Here is a 17,490-nt window from a genome sequence, read left to right as displayed (position 1 = left end):
CTCTGCGCCAGATGCCGGGGAACTGGTTAACGTCCTGCCTTGGCCAGCCGGCGCGTGTCAGACTGAGCAGCCTCAGCCGCTGCGGCAGTAATTTTCATCTCCTGCCTGAACCAGTCCAAAGTTTTTGCGACGCCTTCCTCGTAGCTGATCGCGCACGACCATTCGGGCATCACGTAGTTTGCATTCGTCAAATCCGGCCGTCTGTTTGTCGGATCATGCGGCGGCGAAGGTTCGAAGACGATCGGAATCCCGCCCATCAGGCGCGAGACATATTGAGCTACTTCGAGGACGGAGATTTCCCGATCGTTGCCGACATTGAGCGGGCCTCTGTAACCCGTTTCGTTCATCCAGAAGTAACGCGCAAAACCATCGATGATGTCATCAACATAACCCCAGCTTCGGGACTGCAAGCCATCTCCGAACACCGTAATGGGGCGGCCTGTGAGAGCCTGCGCTACAAAGTTGGAGACGGCCCGGCCGTCGTCCGGCCGCGTCCTTGGTCCATAGACGTTGAAGGGTCGAACAATTTTGACGTCCAGCCCTTGCGTACGCTGCATTTCGAACAGCAGGGACTCGGTGCAGCGTTTGCTTTCGTCATAGGATGAGCGTGGCCCGGTGCAATCGACCTGGCCCTTGTAAGATTCCGGCTGCGGCGAGACGAGAGGATCACCATAAACTTCCGAGGAAGAGGTGAAACAGAAGCGGCCTCCCTTTTTCAGAAGGTCCAGAAGACGGTACGCTCCGATGAGATTTGCCGAAATGGTTCTCTTGGGTTCCTTCATGTACCAGGGCGGCGAGGCCGGAGAAGCAAGATGGTAGACTTCGTCAAATTTGTCCGAAGTCTGAAGCTCTTCCACGTCCGATCGCACGAAATGGAAGCGCGGATCCCTAATATGGGAAATATTGGCCTCAAGACCGGTCCAAAGATTGTCAACGACGACCAGCTTTTCGATGTCGGTGCGATTTAAAAGCCTATCGCACAAATGGGATCCGAGAAAACCGGCTCCGCCTGCTACAAGCACTTTCTTCATGACTTCTCCTGCGGATCGAATGTTTCGCTTTGCTTATATTCGAATGCTGCGATCTAAGATCGTCAATAACTCCGGTCCATTTTGGGAATTTAGCGTTAAGAACTGTGAATAATGTCGATAATGGTAGTAAATCTGCACAGAAATCCCCCGGCTGGAAAGCATAGACAAGCGTCGTCGCGCAGGCCGCAACGATTCATCTGCCCCAGATAAGGGAGGTCTCCTTCGATTTGTTGCTGCGCTTCGATATGCAGTCGGAGCGCTAGCGGAGTGAACTCCATCTAATGGACCGTTTTGGAGGACCGCTTTCAACGCACCTACAATGTCCTCGACTAAAAGCAACACGGTCGCGTTTTAGCTTTTTTGTGCGGTGCAGAACACGGACTTTAGTCTGATGTGGTCTACCTCATGCGAAGTAGTTAAAGAAACCGAGGATATGCTTTCCAAATCGGACTTAATTCTAGATTGAAACTTTAAGGCCCTTTTGCTCCATCTAACGAGCCGGCGCGGCCTTATCCATGTTCCGCGTCGCTAGAACTGGAGGCAGGTAGCCCTATCGGGCGAATAACAACTGGTGACGGGCTCTTGTTGTGCGTCACTAACCGGTGACCATGCCGCCGCAGGCAGAGCAACCTACTTCTCAAATCCGAGAAATCGCTCTCCTTTTTCAACCAATAATTACAATTCGATGATGCATTCGCGCAAGCATTGGAAAATCGAAAACGATCGCGGTCGCTTGCATCTGTTCATTTCCAACGATGGAGCCACTTTCCTGATTGACAGGACCACTTGCGCCGCTATTCTATTATAAAAATCGACATAACATAATTGTGGAACATTAAAACGGGAGCATGAAATGAAGACACTGGTCGCATTCCTTCTCGGCACGGCGTTGGTCGCTTTGCCAACAACTTTGATGGCTCAGGAAAAGGGTGGCGTGATCAACGTCGCGACGATCGGCGAGCCGCCGACGCTTGACCCGATGTCCTCGACCGCCGACCTCGTCGGTATCGTCACGCAGCACATTTTCGAAACGCTCTACACTTTCGACAAGAAGTGGAATGTTACGCCGCTTCTGGCTGAAAGCCTGCCGGAAATCAGTGCGGACGGTAAGACCTATACGATCAAGCTGCGCACCGGCATCAAGTTTCACGATAACTCCGACATGACCTCGGAAGACGTCGTTGCCTCGCTAGGCCGCTGGATGAAAATCGCCTCGCGCGGGAAGCAGGTTGCAGGCTTCATCGACTCCATTACTGCGGTGGATCCGGCGACCGTCAAGATCGCGCTGAAGCAGCCCTATGCGCCGCTGACTTCGCTGCTCGCCTTCAACAACTCCGCCGCCATTATCATACCCGCCGAAAAGCAGGACGAACCGATGAAGGAATTTATCGGCACCGGCCCCTATATGCTGAAGGAGCGCAAGGCAGACCAATATATCCAGCTCGTCCGTTTCGATGGCTATAAGTCGCGGGATGGCGAGAGCGACGGTTATGGCGGCGCCCGCCACCAGTATCTCGACGAGATCCGCTTCGTGCCGGTTCCTGATGCCAATACCCGCGTCGAAGCCGCCGTTTCCGGCCAGTACGATTACGTCGACTCGATCCCGGTCGAATCCTTCGACAAATTGAAGGCGTCGAGCGCTTCGCAGCCGGTCATCCTGAAGCCCTTCGGCTATCCGGTCTTCGTCTTCAACACGAAGGAAGGCCTTGCAAAGAACGTCGAGGTCCGCAAGGCGATCCGCCAGGCGCTCAGCATGGAAGACATGCTCGCCGCCGCTTTCGGCAGCACGGATTTTTACACGCTCGACGGCGATATCTATCCGAAGCCTTACAGCTGGAATACGGATGCCGGTGTCGAGGGCAATTATAATGTCGCCGATTCCGAAGGCGCTGCCGCGGCAGCAAAAACGGCCGGCTACAATGGCGAGCCGATCCGTATTCTGACCAGCCGCCAGTATGAATTCCATTACAAGATGGCGCAGGTTGCTGCCGAATATCTGAAGGCTGCCGGTTTCGCCGTCGACCTGCAGGTTGTCGACTGGGCGACGCTGACGCAGCGCCGTACCGATCCGAAGCTCTGGGATATCTACATCACTCATAGCCCCTTCCTGCCGGAGCCGGCGCTGATCGGTTCGTTGTCTCCGAGCTCGCCTGGCTGGTGGGACACGCCGGCCCGCAAGACCGTCGTCGATGCCTTTACCTCCGAAGTCGACCCGCAGAAGCGTGTGGCACTTTGGGCCAATGTTCAGAAGGCCATGTACGACGAGGTGCCCTACATGAAGATCGGCGATTTCAACGCCGTATCAGCAAAATCGACCAAGCTCGAAGGCGTCGACCCGGCTCCGTGGCCGTACTTCTGGAACGCATCGGTCAAGAAGTAACACTGTCCATCACGGGATATCGGTGCACTGGCGCCGGTATCCTTTTTCCATCGGCCCGCCCGACACCGGGACAGACCTCATGATACGTTACATTTTTCAGCGCCTGCTTGGCATGATCGTCGTGATGTTCCTAGTCGTCACGATCGTCTTCGTCATCGTGCGCGTCACGCCCGGTGATCCAGCCGCCGTCATGCTCGGCCCCGATGCGACGTCGCAGGATATCGCAGAGCTCAGGGCCAACCTTGGTCTGGATCGGTCGATCGGCGTGCAATATCTCTATTATATCGGCCAGTTGCTGAAGGGTGATCTTGGGCAGTCGATCTTCCTCAATATGCCGGTGACGTCAGCGCTGCTCGATCGCGCTGAACCGACCTTCTTCTTGACGATCTTCTCGCTTGTTATCGCCGGCATCATCGCGCTTCCGATCGGCATCTATGCCGCCTATCGCCGTGGCTCCTTCATCGATCAGGCGGCAACGACGCTTGCGATGTTTGCCGCCAGCATTCCGAGCTTCTGGCTCGGTCTCATCCTCATGCAGATTTTTGCCGTGCGTTTCGGTCTGTTTCCCGTCTCCGGATATGGAGGACCTGGATCGACATTCCTCGATCGCATGTATCACCTGACGCTGCCCGCTTTTGCGCTCGGCATCGTCTCCTCGGCGCTCATCCTGCGCTTCACCCGCGCCTCGATGCTCGATGTGCTCGGCGACGATTACATCCGCACCGCCCGTGCCAAGGGCCTGATCGAACGCCGGGTCATCCTCAAGCATGCCCTGAAGAATGCGTTGATCCCGATCCTTACAGTTCTCGGTCTCACCGCCGCGGTGCTGATCTCAGGCGCGGTGGTGACCGAGACCGTCTTCGGTCTCCCGGGTGTGGGCAATCTCGTCGTGTCAGCCGTCCTGCGCCGGGACTATCCGGTCATTCAAGGTGCGCTTCTGGTGATTGCGGCCCTCTACGTCCTGATCAATTTTGCGATCGACATGCTCTATCTGCTCGTCGATCCGAGGGTGCGCTACTGATGACGGATATCGCGATCAAACCGGCCGAAAGCGAAGGCCGTAAATTCATCCGCCGCCTTCTGAAGCGCAAGACGGTTGCCTTCGGCCTGCTCATCCTCACGGTTTTCGTGTTGCTGGCGATCCTGGCGCCATGGGTGACGCCCTATTCGCCGTCCAAGCTTTCGATCGTCAACCGGTTGAAACCCCCGAGCGGCACATACTTCTTCGGGACTGACGAATTCGGCCGGGATGTCCTGTCGCGCACCATTTTCGCCGGCCGCCTGTCGCTGCTCGTGGGCGTCGCGGTCGTTGCACTTTCGGCGGCGATCGGGGTGACGCTCGGGCTGCTTGCCGGATTTTTCAAAAACCTCGACACGCCGATCGCCCGTCTGATCGATGCGATGATGGCCTTCCCGGATATCCTGCTGGCGATTGCGCTTGTTGCGGCTCTCGGCCCGTCGCTGACGACCGTCATCATCGCGCTGTCGATTGTCTATGCGCCGCGCCTTGCCCGCATCGTCCGCGCCTCGACCCTCGTCATCCGCGAATTGCCCTATGTCGAGGCGGCGCAGGCGCTCGGTATTTCGACCTTCCATATCATGACGCGCCATGTGCTGAGGAACCTGCTCTCGCCGATCATGGTGCAGTCGACCTTCCTCTTTGCGAGCGCCATGCTCGCCGAAGCCGGCCTGTCTTTCCTTGGCCTCGGGGTCAGCCCGGAAATTCCGACCTGGGGCACGATGATTGCCGCCGGCCGGCAATATATCGGGCAGGCCGACTGGATGACGCTGTTTCCCGGCGTCGCCATCATTCTCTCCGTGCTTTCGCTCCAGATGGTCGGTGACGGTCTGCGCGACATGCTCGATCCCAAACTTCGAAAGGACCTCTAAATGACCGGTGGAACAGCGGGCAAGCCGCTCCTTCTCACCAACGTAAAGCCCGTTGGCTTTGGTGCTGGTACGCCTGAAGGAGCGATAGACATTCTGGTCGATGCGGATGGCAAGATCGCCAGGCTCGGCCCGTCCCTGGCCGTGGCCGATGACGTAACACGTGTTGACGGCAATGGTGCCTTCGTCTCGCCCGGCTGGGTCGACCTGCATGTCCATATCTGGCACGGTGGTACCGATATCTCGATCCGTCCGTCCGAATGCGGCGTCGAACGGGGCGTGACGACATTGGTCGATGCCGGTTCCGCCGGTGAGGCCAACTTCCACGGTTTCCGTGAATATATCATCGAGCCGTCGAAGGAACGCATCAAGGCTTTCCTCAATCTCGGCTCCATCGGACTGGTCGCATGTAACCGTGTCGCGGAACTGCGCGACATCAGAGATATCGACCTTGATCGCATCCTCGAATGTTATGCCGAAAACAGTGAGCACATCGTCGGCATTAAGGTGCGCGCCAGCCATGTGATCACCGGCTCCTGGGGTGTCACGCCCGTCAAGCTCGGCAAGAAGATCGCGAAGATCCTCAAGGTGCCTATGATGGTGCATGTCGGCGAGCCGCCGGCGCTCTATGACGAAGTGCTGGAAATTCTTGGGCCCGGCGATGTCGTCACCCACTGCTTCAACGGCAAGGCCGGCTCCAGCATCATGGAGGACGAGGATCTCTTCAATCTTGCCGAACGCTGCGCATCCGAAGGCATCCGCCTCGACATTGGCCATGGCGGCGCTTCCTTCTCCTTCAAGGTGGCGGAGGCAGCGATTGCCCGCGGTCTCCTGCCGTATTCGATCTCGACCGACCTGCACGGTCATTCGATGAACTTCCCGGTGTGGGATCTGGCAACGACGATGTCGAAGCTGCTCTCGGTCGGCATGCCCTTTGACAAGGTGATCAATGCGGTGACCCATGCACCGGCATCGGTCATCAAGCTGTCGATGGACAGCCGCCTTTCGGTTGGCGCTCAGGCCGAGTTCACCGTTTTTGATCTCGTCGATTCCGATCTCGAAGCCACCGATTCCAATGGCGACGTGTCGGTCCTGAAGAAGCTCTTCGAGCCGCGGCATGCAGTCATCGGCAACGAGGCCTATACCTCCAGCCGTTATGTGCCGCGCGCCCGCAAGCTGGTGCGCCATAGCCACGGTTATTCCTACCGGTAAGACCGAAGCATAAAAGATAATCGCATGACAGGAGTTCGCGTGAACCAGTCTTCCGCCACCGCCGGCACTATCGGCACGTCGCCTTATGAGCGGCTTGCCGCGCTCGGCATAAAACTTCCGGCTTCACCGCCGCCGATCGCCAATTTCGTCACCCACGTGCAGGAGGGCAACATGCTTTACCTGTCAGGGCAGGGGCCGCGTGAGGCCGACGGCTTCATGCATGCTGGCAAGGTCGGCGCCGAGGTCGGCATCGAAGCCGCCTACACGCACGCACGGCTCACTGGCATCAATCTGCTTTCCGTCATGCACGAGGCGCTGGGCGATCTCGGCCGCGTTAAGCGTGTCGTCAAGCTGCTCGGCATGGTCAATGCCGTGCCGCACTTTGTCGACCATCCCGCCGTCATCAACGGTTGCTCGGATCTTTTGATCGATGTCTTCGGTGAGGAGATCGGGCAGCATGCGCGCTCGGCCGTCGGGTTCGGATCGCTGCCGGGAAATATCACCGTCGAAATCGAGGCTATCGTCGCGCTCAGGGATTAACGAGGCTGAGCATGATTGCTCGGGCCCAACAGTTTGAAATTGGAGACATCCATGTCTGAGGACATCCGCACATCGATCGGCCTTCGGCCAGTCATCAACGTTTCCGGCACGATGACCAGCCTCGGCGCTTCGATCGTCGTCCCCGAGGCGATTGCCGCCATGTCGTCGATCCTGCCGCAGTTCGTCGAGATCAACGATCTGCAGCGCAAGGCAAGTGCGATCATTGCGCGGCTGACCGGCGGCGAAGCGGGTTTCGTCACTGCCTCCTGCTCGGCCGGCATATCGCTTGCTGTCGCGGGCGCGATCACCGGCAATAATCTTCTCGCCATCGAGAAGCTGCCGGATGTCGTTCCGGAGAAGAACGAAGTTCTCGTCCAGATGGGCCACGTCGTCAGCTATGGCGCGCCGGTCGATCAGGCGATCCGCCTTGCCGGCGGCAAGGTCGTGCTGGTTGGTCAGGCAACCTCTACGCACCGCTTCCACATGGAGCATGCGATCACCGAAAAGACCGCGGCAGCCGTCTATGTGGTTTCGCACCATGTCGTGGATTATGGTCTGCTGAACCTCAAGGAATTCGTCGAGATCGCCCACGCAAAGGGCGTTCCCGTCATCGTCGACGCAGCCTCGGAATATGACCTGCGCATTTTCCTGGAACAGGGGGCCGATGTGGCGCTCTATTCCGGTCACAAGTTCCTGGGCGGTCCGACCTCGGGCATCGTTGCCGGCAAGAAGGAACTGGTGCGCAACGCCTTCCTGCAGAATATGGGCATCGGCCGTGGCATGAAGGTCGGCAAGGAAAGCATCTTCGGCGTCATGGCAGCACTTGAGGCCTGGGAAAAGCGTGACCATGCCGGCATCCGTGAGCGTGAAACCAGCTATCTCAACCTCTGGAAACAGACACTCGATGGCCGCCCCGGCGTAACTGCATTGATCGAGCCGGATCCGACCAGCAATCCGCTCGATCGCATGCGCGTGATCATCGATACCGATGAGGCCCATATCACCGCCTGGGACCTCGCCGATGCGCTCGGCCGTGGTTCTCCGCCGATCATCGTGCGCGACCACGAAGTCGAGCACCGCTACTTCTATCTTGATCCGTGCAATCTGCATCCGGGTCAGGAGAAGATGGTTGCCAGCCGTCTGGCCGAGGAACTCGACAAGGCACGTGCCTCCAACGAGATCATCGCAACGCCCATCGAAAACCGCAGCAAGCGCCGCTTTGAAGGCGTTCTGAAGTGGCCCGACTAATCAGAAAGATCGGGATAAACTAAGGAAGCGATCATGACAGGCATCCAGGCACAATCCATCGTAACGGCAGAGCCCGTTCTCTCCGTCCAGAATCTGACGACATCGTTTCTGGTCGATGGCGCCTGGAAGCCCGTCGTTCGCAACGTATCCTTCGATGTCGCTCCGGGCGAAACGGTTGCCATTGTCGGCGAGAGCGGCTCCGGCAAGAGCGTGACCTCTCTGTCGATCATGCGGCTGCTGCAGGCGGATTCGAGCCGCATTGAAGGCAGGATCATGCTTGGCGGGCGTGATCTTCTCGCCCTGCCAGAGGACCAGATGCGCAAGGTCCGCGGCAATGACGTCGCGATGATCTTCCAGGAGCCGATGACGAGCCTCAATCCGCTCTTCACGATCGGCGACCAGATTTCCGAGGCCTTGCTCTGCCACCGGTCGATGTCGAAGGCCGAAGCGCGTGCGGAGACCGTTCGCCTGCTCGAAAAGGTGCGTATTCCTTCGGCAGCCTCGCGCTTCGACGAATATCCCCATCGCTTCTCCGGCGGCATGCGCCAGCGCGTCATGATCGCCATGGCGCTTGCCTCGAGGCCGAAGCTTTTGATTGCCGACGAGCCGACGACGGCGCTCGACGTGACGATCCAGGGCCAGATCCTCGATCTGATCAAGATGCTGCAGGAGGAAGAGGGGACCTCGGTTCTCTTTATCACGCATGACATGGGTGTCGTGGCCGAGATCGCCGACCGGACTGTCGTCATGTATCGCGGCGAACAGGTGGAGACGGGAGCGACCGCCGATATCTTCCATCGCGGCAAACATCCCTATACCAGAGCGCTTCTGTCGGCCGTGCCGGTACTCGGTTCCATGCAGGGTTATGAGCGGCCGCTTCGCTTTCCCGTCGTCAATACGGCAACGGGAGAATCAGACATTCCGGTCGAGACCGCCGATACGGTCGCCGCGGCTGCCCGCCCGGTGCTCGAGGTGAAGAACCTCACCAAACGCTTCGACATTCATTCCGGCATGTTCGGCAAGTTGACTGGTCGCGTCCATGCGGTCGAGAACGTCTCCTTCGACCTTCATGCCGGCGAGACACTGTCCCTTGTCGGCGAGTCCGGCTGCGGCAAATCCACGACCGGGCGTGCGATCATGCGTTTGATCGATGCTCAGAGCGGTTCCGTCATCGCCGACGGCAAGGACGTCTTGGCGCTCGATAAGGCGGGCATGCGCGAGATGCGCAAAACCGTGCAGATGATCTTCCAGGACCCCTTCGCCAGCCTCAATCCGCGCATTCGCGTCGGCGACGCCATTGCCGAGCCTTATCTGGAACACAGGATGGGGACCGCAAAACAGGCAAGGGAGCGCGTCGCAGACCTCCTCGTCAAAGTCGGCCTGACGCCCGACATGGGCTCACGCTTCCCGCATGAATTTTCTGGCGGACAGCGCCAGCGCATCTGTATTGCGCGTGCACTCGCACTAGAGCCGAAGGTCATCGTGGCGGATGAAAGTGTTTCGGCACTGGATGTCTCGATCAAAGCGCAGGTCATCAATCTGATGCTGGACCTGCAGCAGAGCCTCAACCTTGCATTCCTGTTTATTTCTCATGACATGGCCGTCGTCGAACGTGTCAGTCATCGCGTCGCCGTCATGTATCTCGGTGAAATCGTCGAAATCGGCCCGCGGGCGGCCGTTTTCGGCAACCCGCAGCATGCCTACACAAAAAAGCTGATGGCGGCAGTACCGGTTCCCGACCCTGATCGCCGCCGCGAGAAGCGGGCCGTCGCCAATGACGAGATCAAGAGCCCGATCCGCCCAATCGATTACAATATCAAACCGCTCGACTATCGCGAGGTATCGCCGGGACATCTGGTCGCCGTCTGATAACGCTTGTAGGCCGCGGCTGCCAGCTTTCATCGCTGCCACGGACTGCAAATTGGCGGCGCCGGGAGCGCTCAGTGCTTCGTATCGTCGGCTCGAAGCTGGTCGATCGCGTCAAGCGCTTCGTCCGCCGTCCAACCCGCGCGCAATGCCGCGGCAACGAGCCGAACCTCCGCCTCCATTTCAAGCCTAAGATATAGTCCCTCAAGGGCCTCTTTGGCCGTAACCACGTGATCGTCATGCGGCACAACTTCAGCAATCCGTGCGGTCATAGACACATTCCTTTCCTTCCTCGAAGTGGGGTTGTGCTTCTTGTTAGAGCGATAACAGGTTTTGTGCGTCCCAGTGAGAGGATACGCAGCAGCGCCGATTTTGTTCCATCGACTAATGCGAGCGTTGAAGATTTTTGCAACGGAGCTTATCTGCTGCCGCGATGGACCGCGGACGAAATTGCGGTAGAACGACAGACCTCCATCAAATCTGGAGGCCAGAGGGACCGTGACTATGCCGCGTTTGCAAGACCTGATCGACTGGATCATTGCCGAAGGACTATCGGCGGACTCCATCGAGACCATTTTGCAGGGCGTCGTAGAACGACTGACGGATCTCGGATATCCGATCCTGCGTGCGTCTATAGCGATGCCGTCGATCGATCCTCTGCAGCGGGGATTTTCGGTCGCCTGGTATCGGTCTTCCGGCTTCTCGACGGAAGTTCAAGGGCATGATGAAGCGGGGCAGGAATTGTTCCGGCGCTCTCCCATCTTCTACCTCTTGGAAAACAATCTGCAATATGCCCGATGGCGATTGCCGCCGGGATCGGATGCTCCGCCGATTCCGTTGCTGACAGAGTTGGCTGAACTCGGAGCCACCGATTATCTGATGAAGCTCGTTTCATTCCCTGGCGATACGGCATTGGCGGGCGTCAGTTTCTCGATCGCCGTTGATGACCCCGACGGCTTTTCGGACAGGTTGATTGCAGATCTGGATAGATTGGTGCCGGCGTTGTCACTCGCGTGCTGCCGCATCGCGACCACACGGATTGCGAGCGATGTTCTGGCTGTTTATACGGGCGCACGGACCAGCGGGCGTATCCTCAACGGTCATATCAGGCGCGGCGACGGGACCGCGATCTATGCCGCAATCCTGCTTGCCGATCTCAAGAACTTCACTTCGCTCAATGAAAAGCATCAACCCGAACGCATCGTTGCCTGGCTCAATGAGCACTTCCAGGCGATCGGCGCTCCGGTCGAGCAGGAGGGCGGTGAGATACTGAAGTTCATGGGCGACAGTCTGCTTGCCATATTCCCTGCCGATATCGACAACCCGGCCGAGGCATGCGGCCGCGCTCTGTCGGCGGCGCGAGCAGCCATGGGCGCCAATGCTGATGTCAATCGCAGGCGAGCAGATGCGGGAGAGCCGGAGCTTCTCGTCGATATCGTCCTTCACGTCGGCGAAGTGTTCTACGGGAATGTCGGCGCGGTCCGTCGGCTTGACTTCACTGCCATTGGCAGAGCGGTCAACGAGGCGGCACGCATGGAGAAGCTGGCCGACGAGATCGGCTATAGCCTGCTGGCATCCGCCGATTTCGTCGTTCAGGCGCCGGGTCGCTTCGAGAAAGCGGGCACGTTTCCGCTCAAGGGCGTCGCTCGCCCAGCAGCGATTTACGCGTGGCCGGACTGATCAGCCCGGTTGAGCTAGATTGACGCAAACAGAGGGATGTTTCCACGAACGCCATCGTCAGGCCGATCGGCTCGCGTGCGCCGCCGGCCGTCGCATTGCAGGGAATGGAGAGTAGGCGCCATCTCTCGCGCCGACTGCGTGTCTTGGGACCCGGACTAACGATGTTGGCCGCCGGCGCGGGGTCCATCATCGTTGCGGCTGGCGGTTTGTATCGGTCGTCCCTGTATTGCGTTCGTCCGCGCAACCAGTCCATTCATCAGCAATCGAAGTATGAATCTCATTGCCGCGCCCACCGGGTCAGGCGGCAGACGTGCGGCGCATATAGCCGCGCCAGCCGCCGAGTGCAGTGATCTCTTCTGCGTTCTTCACCGCATGGGATTCGCAGAGGAAGCACGATACGCTCGATCCGTCCTCCAGCGTGACCTTGCCGATACCCAGCGGAGCGGGGATCTTGGCGACAAAACGGCCGAATCCATCAGGTGGCAGCGCCCAGACCTCAATCTCCAGTCCACGCCCGTCATAGCCCGGTTCGCGAACGAGGCCGGGCTTTTGGGGCACGGTATTCGGCAGCACGAAAAGGCGATAATCGCCTGCGGTGCGGCAGGCCTTTACCAACGTGCCGCCCAATGTTGTCAGCTCGTGATTGAGCGGCATGCCCGTCAGATGCGCACCGACCACCGCGATGGCGATGGTATTGTCTGACGGCAAGGCGACACGGCTCGGCTCGGGGACGGCCGCACCGCGATCAATCCCCATGCCGGCAGCAGCAGCACGATGTAGTGCGTCGGCAAGCGGGGCCAGCGCATCATCGGCGAAAGCCGGCGCAATCAGCGTCACGCCACCAGGCAGACCATTGCTGCCGAAGCCAGCAGGGACGGCGATGGCCGCGCAATCGAGCAGGTTGACGAAATTCGTATAGCGACCCAGTCGGCCGTTGAGAACGATCGGATCGGCCTGCATGTCGGCAACCTTGTAGGTCGTCGGGGCCGTCGGCAGCAACAGGATATCCGCTTTTGCCCATTCGGCTTCCGTCTTGCGCCTGAGCTCTTCGAGCTTGTATCGGCCGTTGAAAGCCTCAACTGCTGTCTTGCCTTTCGCACCTTCGATGATCTTGCGAACCGTCGGATCGAAGTCGGCGGCATTGCTGGCCAGAAAGTCCTCGACAGCTGCCAGACGCTCGGCAACCCAGGGGCCGTCATACAGAAGCGCAGCCGCCTCGCGGAACGGAACATAGTCGAACGGAACGATAGTAGCGCCGAGTGCCTTCAGACGCTCGATCGCCTGATCGTAAAGCGCCTCAACATCGGTATCGCCGAAGAACTCGCGTTCCGCACCTGCGAGAACGCCGACGCGCAGGCCCGTGCCCGGCAGGGTGGCGGGCTTGGCACGCCGCGAAAAGGCATCGGCAGCATCAAAGCCCTCAGCGATCTTGCGGATCGCGACCCCGTCACCAACGGTCGGCGCGAAGATCGTGATGCAATCGACGCTCTTGCAGGCAGGCACCGCGCCCGTATTTGGCAGCAGGCCCGGCGTCGGCTTGATGCCGACGAGATTGTTGAAGGCGGCCGGCACGCGGCCGGAACCGGCCGTGTCGGTACCAAGTGCGAAAGCGGCGAGCCCGGAGGCCACCGTCACCGCCGAACCGGAGCTCGAGCCGCCCGAAATATAGTCGGCGTCAAAGACCGAACGCGGCGCGCCATAGGGTGAGCGCGTGCCGTTGAGACCGGTCGCAAACTGGTCGAGATTGGTCTTTCCGATCACGATCGCGCCGGCTGCCCGCAATCTAGCAACGACAGTTGCATCCTTCTCGGGATGATAGGTGAAGGCCGGGCAGGCGGCTGTCGTTGGCAGTCCCGCCACGTCGATATTGTCTTTGATGGCAAAAGGAATGCCCCAAAGCGGCAGGCTGTTCGGCTGCGGCGCACGCTCCACCAGAGCCTGGGCTTCGGCCCGCAGCGTGTCATCAGGTGTTGGCGTGATGAAGATTGCCGGATCCTTCGAGGCGGCCCTGCGGGCAATGACCGTTTCGATAATATCGAGCGGGCTCTGGCCGGCCTCATAGGCTGCGCGAAGGCTTGTCAGATCAAGGATAGTCGGCAGCATGGGTCAGCACTCCTCTAGAACAACAATGATATCGCCCGCTTTGACGTTTCGTCCGGGGCCTGCACGCAGGTCGCGGACGCGGCCTGGCGCATGTGCGGTGACGTTGATTTCCATTTTCATGGATTCGATGATGGCAAGCGTATCTCCGGCTGCGACCGGTGCGCCCGGCTCGACTAGCAGTTTCCAGATATTGCCGGGCACGGCGCTGGCAACCCCAAAGCATCCCACGGGAATGTCCCCATCCGGGCTCTCGCCGGTGCCTTCGTCGGTGACAAAGCTGTCGAGTCCGGCTTCCTTCCAGCGCTGGCGCTCGGCATCGAAGGCGGCCTGCTGGCGTGTCTTGAAGGCTCCGATCGAAGATGCATTCGCCTGCAATTCCCGCTCATAGGCGGCGTAGGAGAATTCCGTCTCCTCAATGCGGACGGGATAACCACCATGCGGGAAGGCGCCGCGGGCTTCCGCCAACTCCTGATGGCTGACCGGGAAGAAGCGGATCTGATCGAAGAAATCGAGCAGCCACGGCTTGTCCTTGGCAAAGACCGGTGTCTGCCGCCAGGTGTTCCAGACCTGGATGGTGCGGCCGAACAGTTGGTAACCGCCGGGACCTTCCATGCCGTAGATGCACATATAGGCCCCGCCGATACCAACGGCATTTTCGGGCGTCCAGGTGCGGGCGGGATTGTATTTCGTCGTCACCAGCCGATGGCGGGGATCGACCGGAGTGGCGACCGGCGCGCCGAGATAGACGTCACCGAGGCCGAGCACGAGATAGCTTGCATCGAAAACGACATCGCGCACCGCCTGTTCGTCCGCCAAGCCGTTGATGCGGCGGATGAACTCGATATTGGACGGGCACCAGGGTGCATTCGGTCGCACGAGTTCCTGATATTTGCGCATGGCAAGTTCCGCATCCGGATCATTCCAGGAGAGCGGCAGATGCACGATGCGGCTTGGTACCTTGACGTCCTGCGCCGCCGGCAGGCTCGCTTCGATCTCGGCCAGCAGGCCGAGCAGGCGTTTGCGGGTCAGCGATGTACCGTCATAGTGGATCTGCAGTGAGCGGATGCCGGGCGTGAGATCGATGATGCCGGGCAGACGCACTTGCGACACGGCTTGCATCAAAAGATGCACCCTGAGTCGCAGCGCGATATCGAGCGACATCGGCCCATATTCGACCAGCAGGTTGTCATCACCCTGACGGCGATAGACGACAGAGACTGGTCCGTCTTCACGCTTGCCAATAACGGGCGAGCCCATCTCTTCCTTCGCACGATGCACGACCGGTCCGGCAATCGGATCGTCCGGCCGTGCAACGGGATGGAAGCGGATGCGATCACCCGGCTTGAACTGGCCCATCTTCCACTGTTCGTCGCGAGCGATCACCGCCGGGCAAACGAAACCGCCGAGGCTCGGCCCGTCCGGCCCGAGGATGATCGGCATGTCGCCGGTGAAATCGATCGCGCCGATCGCGTAGGCGTTGTCATGCAGGTTGGACGGATGAAGGCCGGCTTCGCCACCATCGCTGCGCGCCCATTTCGGCGCAGGACCGATCAGGCGCACGCCGGTGCGGGCGCTGTTGAAATGCACCTCGTAGCTCGTCGAAAACAGCGTCTCGATATCACCGTCCTCGAAGAAGTCGGGCGCACCATGCGGACCGTAGACGACACCGACATCCCATTCGCGCGTCAGTTTTGCCGCTTCGGTTGCCGGTGTCGACGCTTTGGCGGCCGCCTGGCGGGCAAGATGCAAAACATGGCCCGTCTTCAGCGTGCCGGTGGCGTTGCCGCCGAACTGGCCGAGCCCGAACGTGGCCCGCGAGCCAAGCACGACCGGGGCGGCGAAACCGCCTGCTACGGCGAGGTAAGCGCGCTGCCCAGGTCCATCGATGCTGCTGATTACGAGGGTCTGGCCGGCGCGGATGGTAAGCGCCTCATCATGTGGCAGTTTCTCGCCGTCGACGCTCATTGGCATCCTGGCGCCGGAAAGGGCGATCACGGTGTCGGTATGGAATTTCAGGACTGGACCTGAGACCGTCAGTTCCAATGCTGCGACCGTATCACCGTTGCCGACGAGACGGTTGGCATGGCGGAACGAGCGCTCGTCCATCGGCCCGCTCGGCGGCACGCCAACATGCCAGAGGCCAAGCCGGCCCGGCAGTTCCTGGATGCTCGATTGGGCGCCGGGTGCGATGACCTCAATCACATCGGGCAAGAAGGAAAAGTCGCGCAGCGCCGTCGTTGCCACCTTGCCGCTGGCAAGCAACTCGGAGCCGGCAATGGCGCGCAGATAATCGAGATTGGTCTCGATGCCTGATATCGATGTTTCGGCAAGGGCCGACTTGAGCTTTTCGATCGCCGTCGGTCGATCTTCGGCCGAGACGATCACCTTGGCGAGCATCGGGTCGTAGAAGGGTGTTACTTCCGTGCCCGTCTCGATCCAGCCGTCGATACGCACATCTTCGGGAAAGGCGACTTCGGTCAGCAGGCCAGCGCTCGGGCGGAAATCGGCATGCGGCATCTCGGCATAGACGCGCACTTCGATCGCCACTCCCTTCTGCTGCAGAGCCTCCGCGCCCGAGAGCACAGCTTCGCCCGCAGCCTGGCGGATCATCCATTCGACGAGATCGAGGCCGAACACGGCTTCGGTGACAGGATGTTCCACTTGCAGACGAGTGTTGACCTCGAGGAAGTAGAACTCCTCGCGAATGGGATCGTAGATGAATTCGACGGTACCGGCGGACTCGTAGGAGACCGCCGAACCCAGATCGACCGCTGCCTTGTGCAAACGCGCACGCGTGGCGGCTGAGAGGCCGGGGGCAGGGGTCTCCTCGACCACCTTCTGGTTCCGCCGCTGCAGCGAGCAGTCGCGCTCGCCGAGCGCGATGACCTTGCCTTTTCCGTCGCCGAAGATCTGAACTTCGACATGGCGGGCTTCGGCCACGAAACGCTCGATATAGACACGCGCATCGCCAAAGCTCGCCCGCGCAGTGCGCTGCACGCTTTCGAACGACGCCTTCAGGCTTTCGGCATCGGCACAGAGCTGCATGCCGATACCACCGCCGCCAGCCGTGCTTTTGAGCATGACGGGATAGCCGATCGTTTCGGCTGCAGCGAGCGCTTCATCGGCGCTTGAAAGCAAGCCGGTGCCGGGCAGCAGCGGCACGCCGCTCACCTTGGCGAGTTCGCGCGCCGTATGTTTCAGGCCGAAGGCCGAGAGGTGTTCGGGACGGGGGCCAATGAAGGCGATGCCTTCGGCGGCAAGGCGCTCGGCAAAACCGATGTTTTCCGACAGGAAGCCGTAGCCGGGATGAACCGCCTCTGCTCCTGTGGCCTTGCAGGCGGCAATCACGGCATCGATATTGAGATAGCTTTCGCTCGCCGGCGCCGGCCCGAGGCGGACAGCCTCATCGGCCATCAGGGCGGGCTTGGCGAAACGGTCGGCATCGGAATAGACGGCGACGGACGCAATACCCATTCGTCGCAGTGTCTTGATGACCCGGATGGCGATTTCGCCCCGGTTGGCGATCAGGACTTTCTTGAACAT

12 protein-coding genes are annotated in these 17,490 nt (G+C 59.9%); 8 read left to right on the top strand and 4 right to left on the bottom strand.

Going from position 1 to position 17,490, the window contains the following annotated elements; genetic code table 11:
- Nucleotides 1-26: 26 nt before the first annotated feature.
- Complete coding sequence (locus FHT93_RS27000; protein ID WP_183850340.1) at nt 27-1,031, bottom strand: NAD-dependent epimerase/dehydratase family protein; 1,005 nt, start codon at nt 1,029-1,031, stop codon at nt 27-29.
- A gap of 853 nt (nt 1,032-1,884) precedes the next feature.
- Between FHT93_RS27000 and FHT93_RS26995 the strand changes: the two genes are divergently transcribed.
- The 7 genes from FHT93_RS26995 to FHT93_RS26965 all read left to right on the top strand — a co-directional run bounded on the left by FHT93_RS26995 (nt 1,885) and on the right by FHT93_RS26965 (nt 10,167).
- Entirely contained in the window at nt 1,885-3,411 is a 1,527-nt protein-coding gene (locus FHT93_RS26995; protein ID WP_112545340.1) for an ABC transporter substrate-binding protein, read from the top strand.
- A 79-nt stretch (nt 3,412-3,490) separates the two neighbouring features.
- Nucleotides 3,491-4,432, top strand: a complete 942-nt coding sequence (locus FHT93_RS26990; protein WP_183850338.1) for an ABC transporter permease — start codon at nt 3,491-3,493, stop codon at nt 4,430-4,432.
- The gene (locus FHT93_RS26985; RefSeq protein ID WP_112970325.1) at nt 4,432-5,301 is read left to right on the top strand and encodes an ABC transporter permease; all 870 of its coding nucleotides are present in this window, start codon (nt 4,432-4,434) and stop codon (nt 5,299-5,301) included. Before FHT93_RS26990 ends, FHT93_RS26985 begins: the two co-directional genes overlap by 1 nt.
- Entirely contained in the window at nt 5,302-6,510 is a 1,209-nt protein-coding gene (locus FHT93_RS26980; RefSeq protein ID WP_183850336.1) for an amidohydrolase/deacetylase family metallohydrolase, read from the top strand. It abuts the gene before it with no gap.
- Between the two features lie 24 nt (nt 6,511-6,534).
- On the top strand, nt 6,535-7,050 hold the full coding sequence (locus tag FHT93_RS26975; protein ID WP_112545343.1) for a RidA family protein: 516 nt from the start codon (nt 6,535-6,537) through the stop codon (nt 7,048-7,050).
- 51 nt (nt 7,051-7,101) lie between these two features.
- Entirely contained in the window at nt 7,102-8,298 is a 1,197-nt protein-coding gene (locus FHT93_RS26970) for an aminotransferase class V-fold PLP-dependent enzyme (RefSeq protein ID WP_183850334.1), read from the top strand.
- Nucleotides 8,299-8,331: 33 nt separating this feature from the next.
- Nucleotides 8,332-10,167, top strand: a complete 1,836-nt coding sequence (locus tag FHT93_RS26965; RefSeq protein ID WP_183850332.1) for an ABC transporter ATP-binding protein — start codon at nt 8,332-8,334, stop codon at nt 10,165-10,167.
- A 71-nt stretch (nt 10,168-10,238) separates the two neighbouring features.
- Here FHT93_RS26965 and FHT93_RS26960 read toward each other — a convergent pair whose 3' ends face one another.
- Nucleotides 10,239-10,436 (bottom strand): hypothetical protein, encoded by a 198-nt coding sequence (locus tag FHT93_RS26960; protein ID WP_112545346.1) that lies wholly within the window; start codon nt 10,434-10,436, stop codon nt 10,239-10,241.
- 232 nt (nt 10,437-10,668) lie between these two features.
- On the opposite strand from FHT93_RS26960, the gene FHT93_RS26955 reads away from it, so the two are divergent.
- Entirely contained in the window at nt 10,669-11,844 is a 1,176-nt protein-coding gene (locus FHT93_RS26955; protein WP_183850330.1) for an adenylate/guanylate cyclase domain-containing protein, read from the top strand.
- A 297-nt stretch (nt 11,845-12,141) separates the two neighbouring features.
- On the opposite strand, the gene atzF is transcribed toward FHT93_RS26955, so the two are convergent.
- Together atzF and uca are read right to left on the bottom strand one after the other, a co-directional pair.
- Entirely contained in the window at nt 12,142-13,947 is a 1,806-nt protein-coding gene (gene atzF / locus FHT93_RS26950) for an allophanate hydrolase (RefSeq protein WP_183850328.1), read from the bottom strand.
- 3 nt (nt 13,948-13,950) lie between these two features.
- A complete protein-coding gene (gene uca, locus FHT93_RS26945; protein ID WP_183850327.1) occupies nt 13,951-17,490 on the bottom strand; it encodes an urea carboxylase in 3,540 nt (1,179 codons plus the stop codon).

The sequence above is a fragment of the Rhizobium sp. BK379 genome (assembly GCF_014193955.1).
Classification (GTDB): Bacteria; Pseudomonadota; Alphaproteobacteria; order Rhizobiales; family Rhizobiaceae; genus Rhizobium.
The sequence above is the reverse complement of the archived record's forward strand: the minus strand, read 5'-3'. Positions and strand labels throughout refer to the sequence as shown.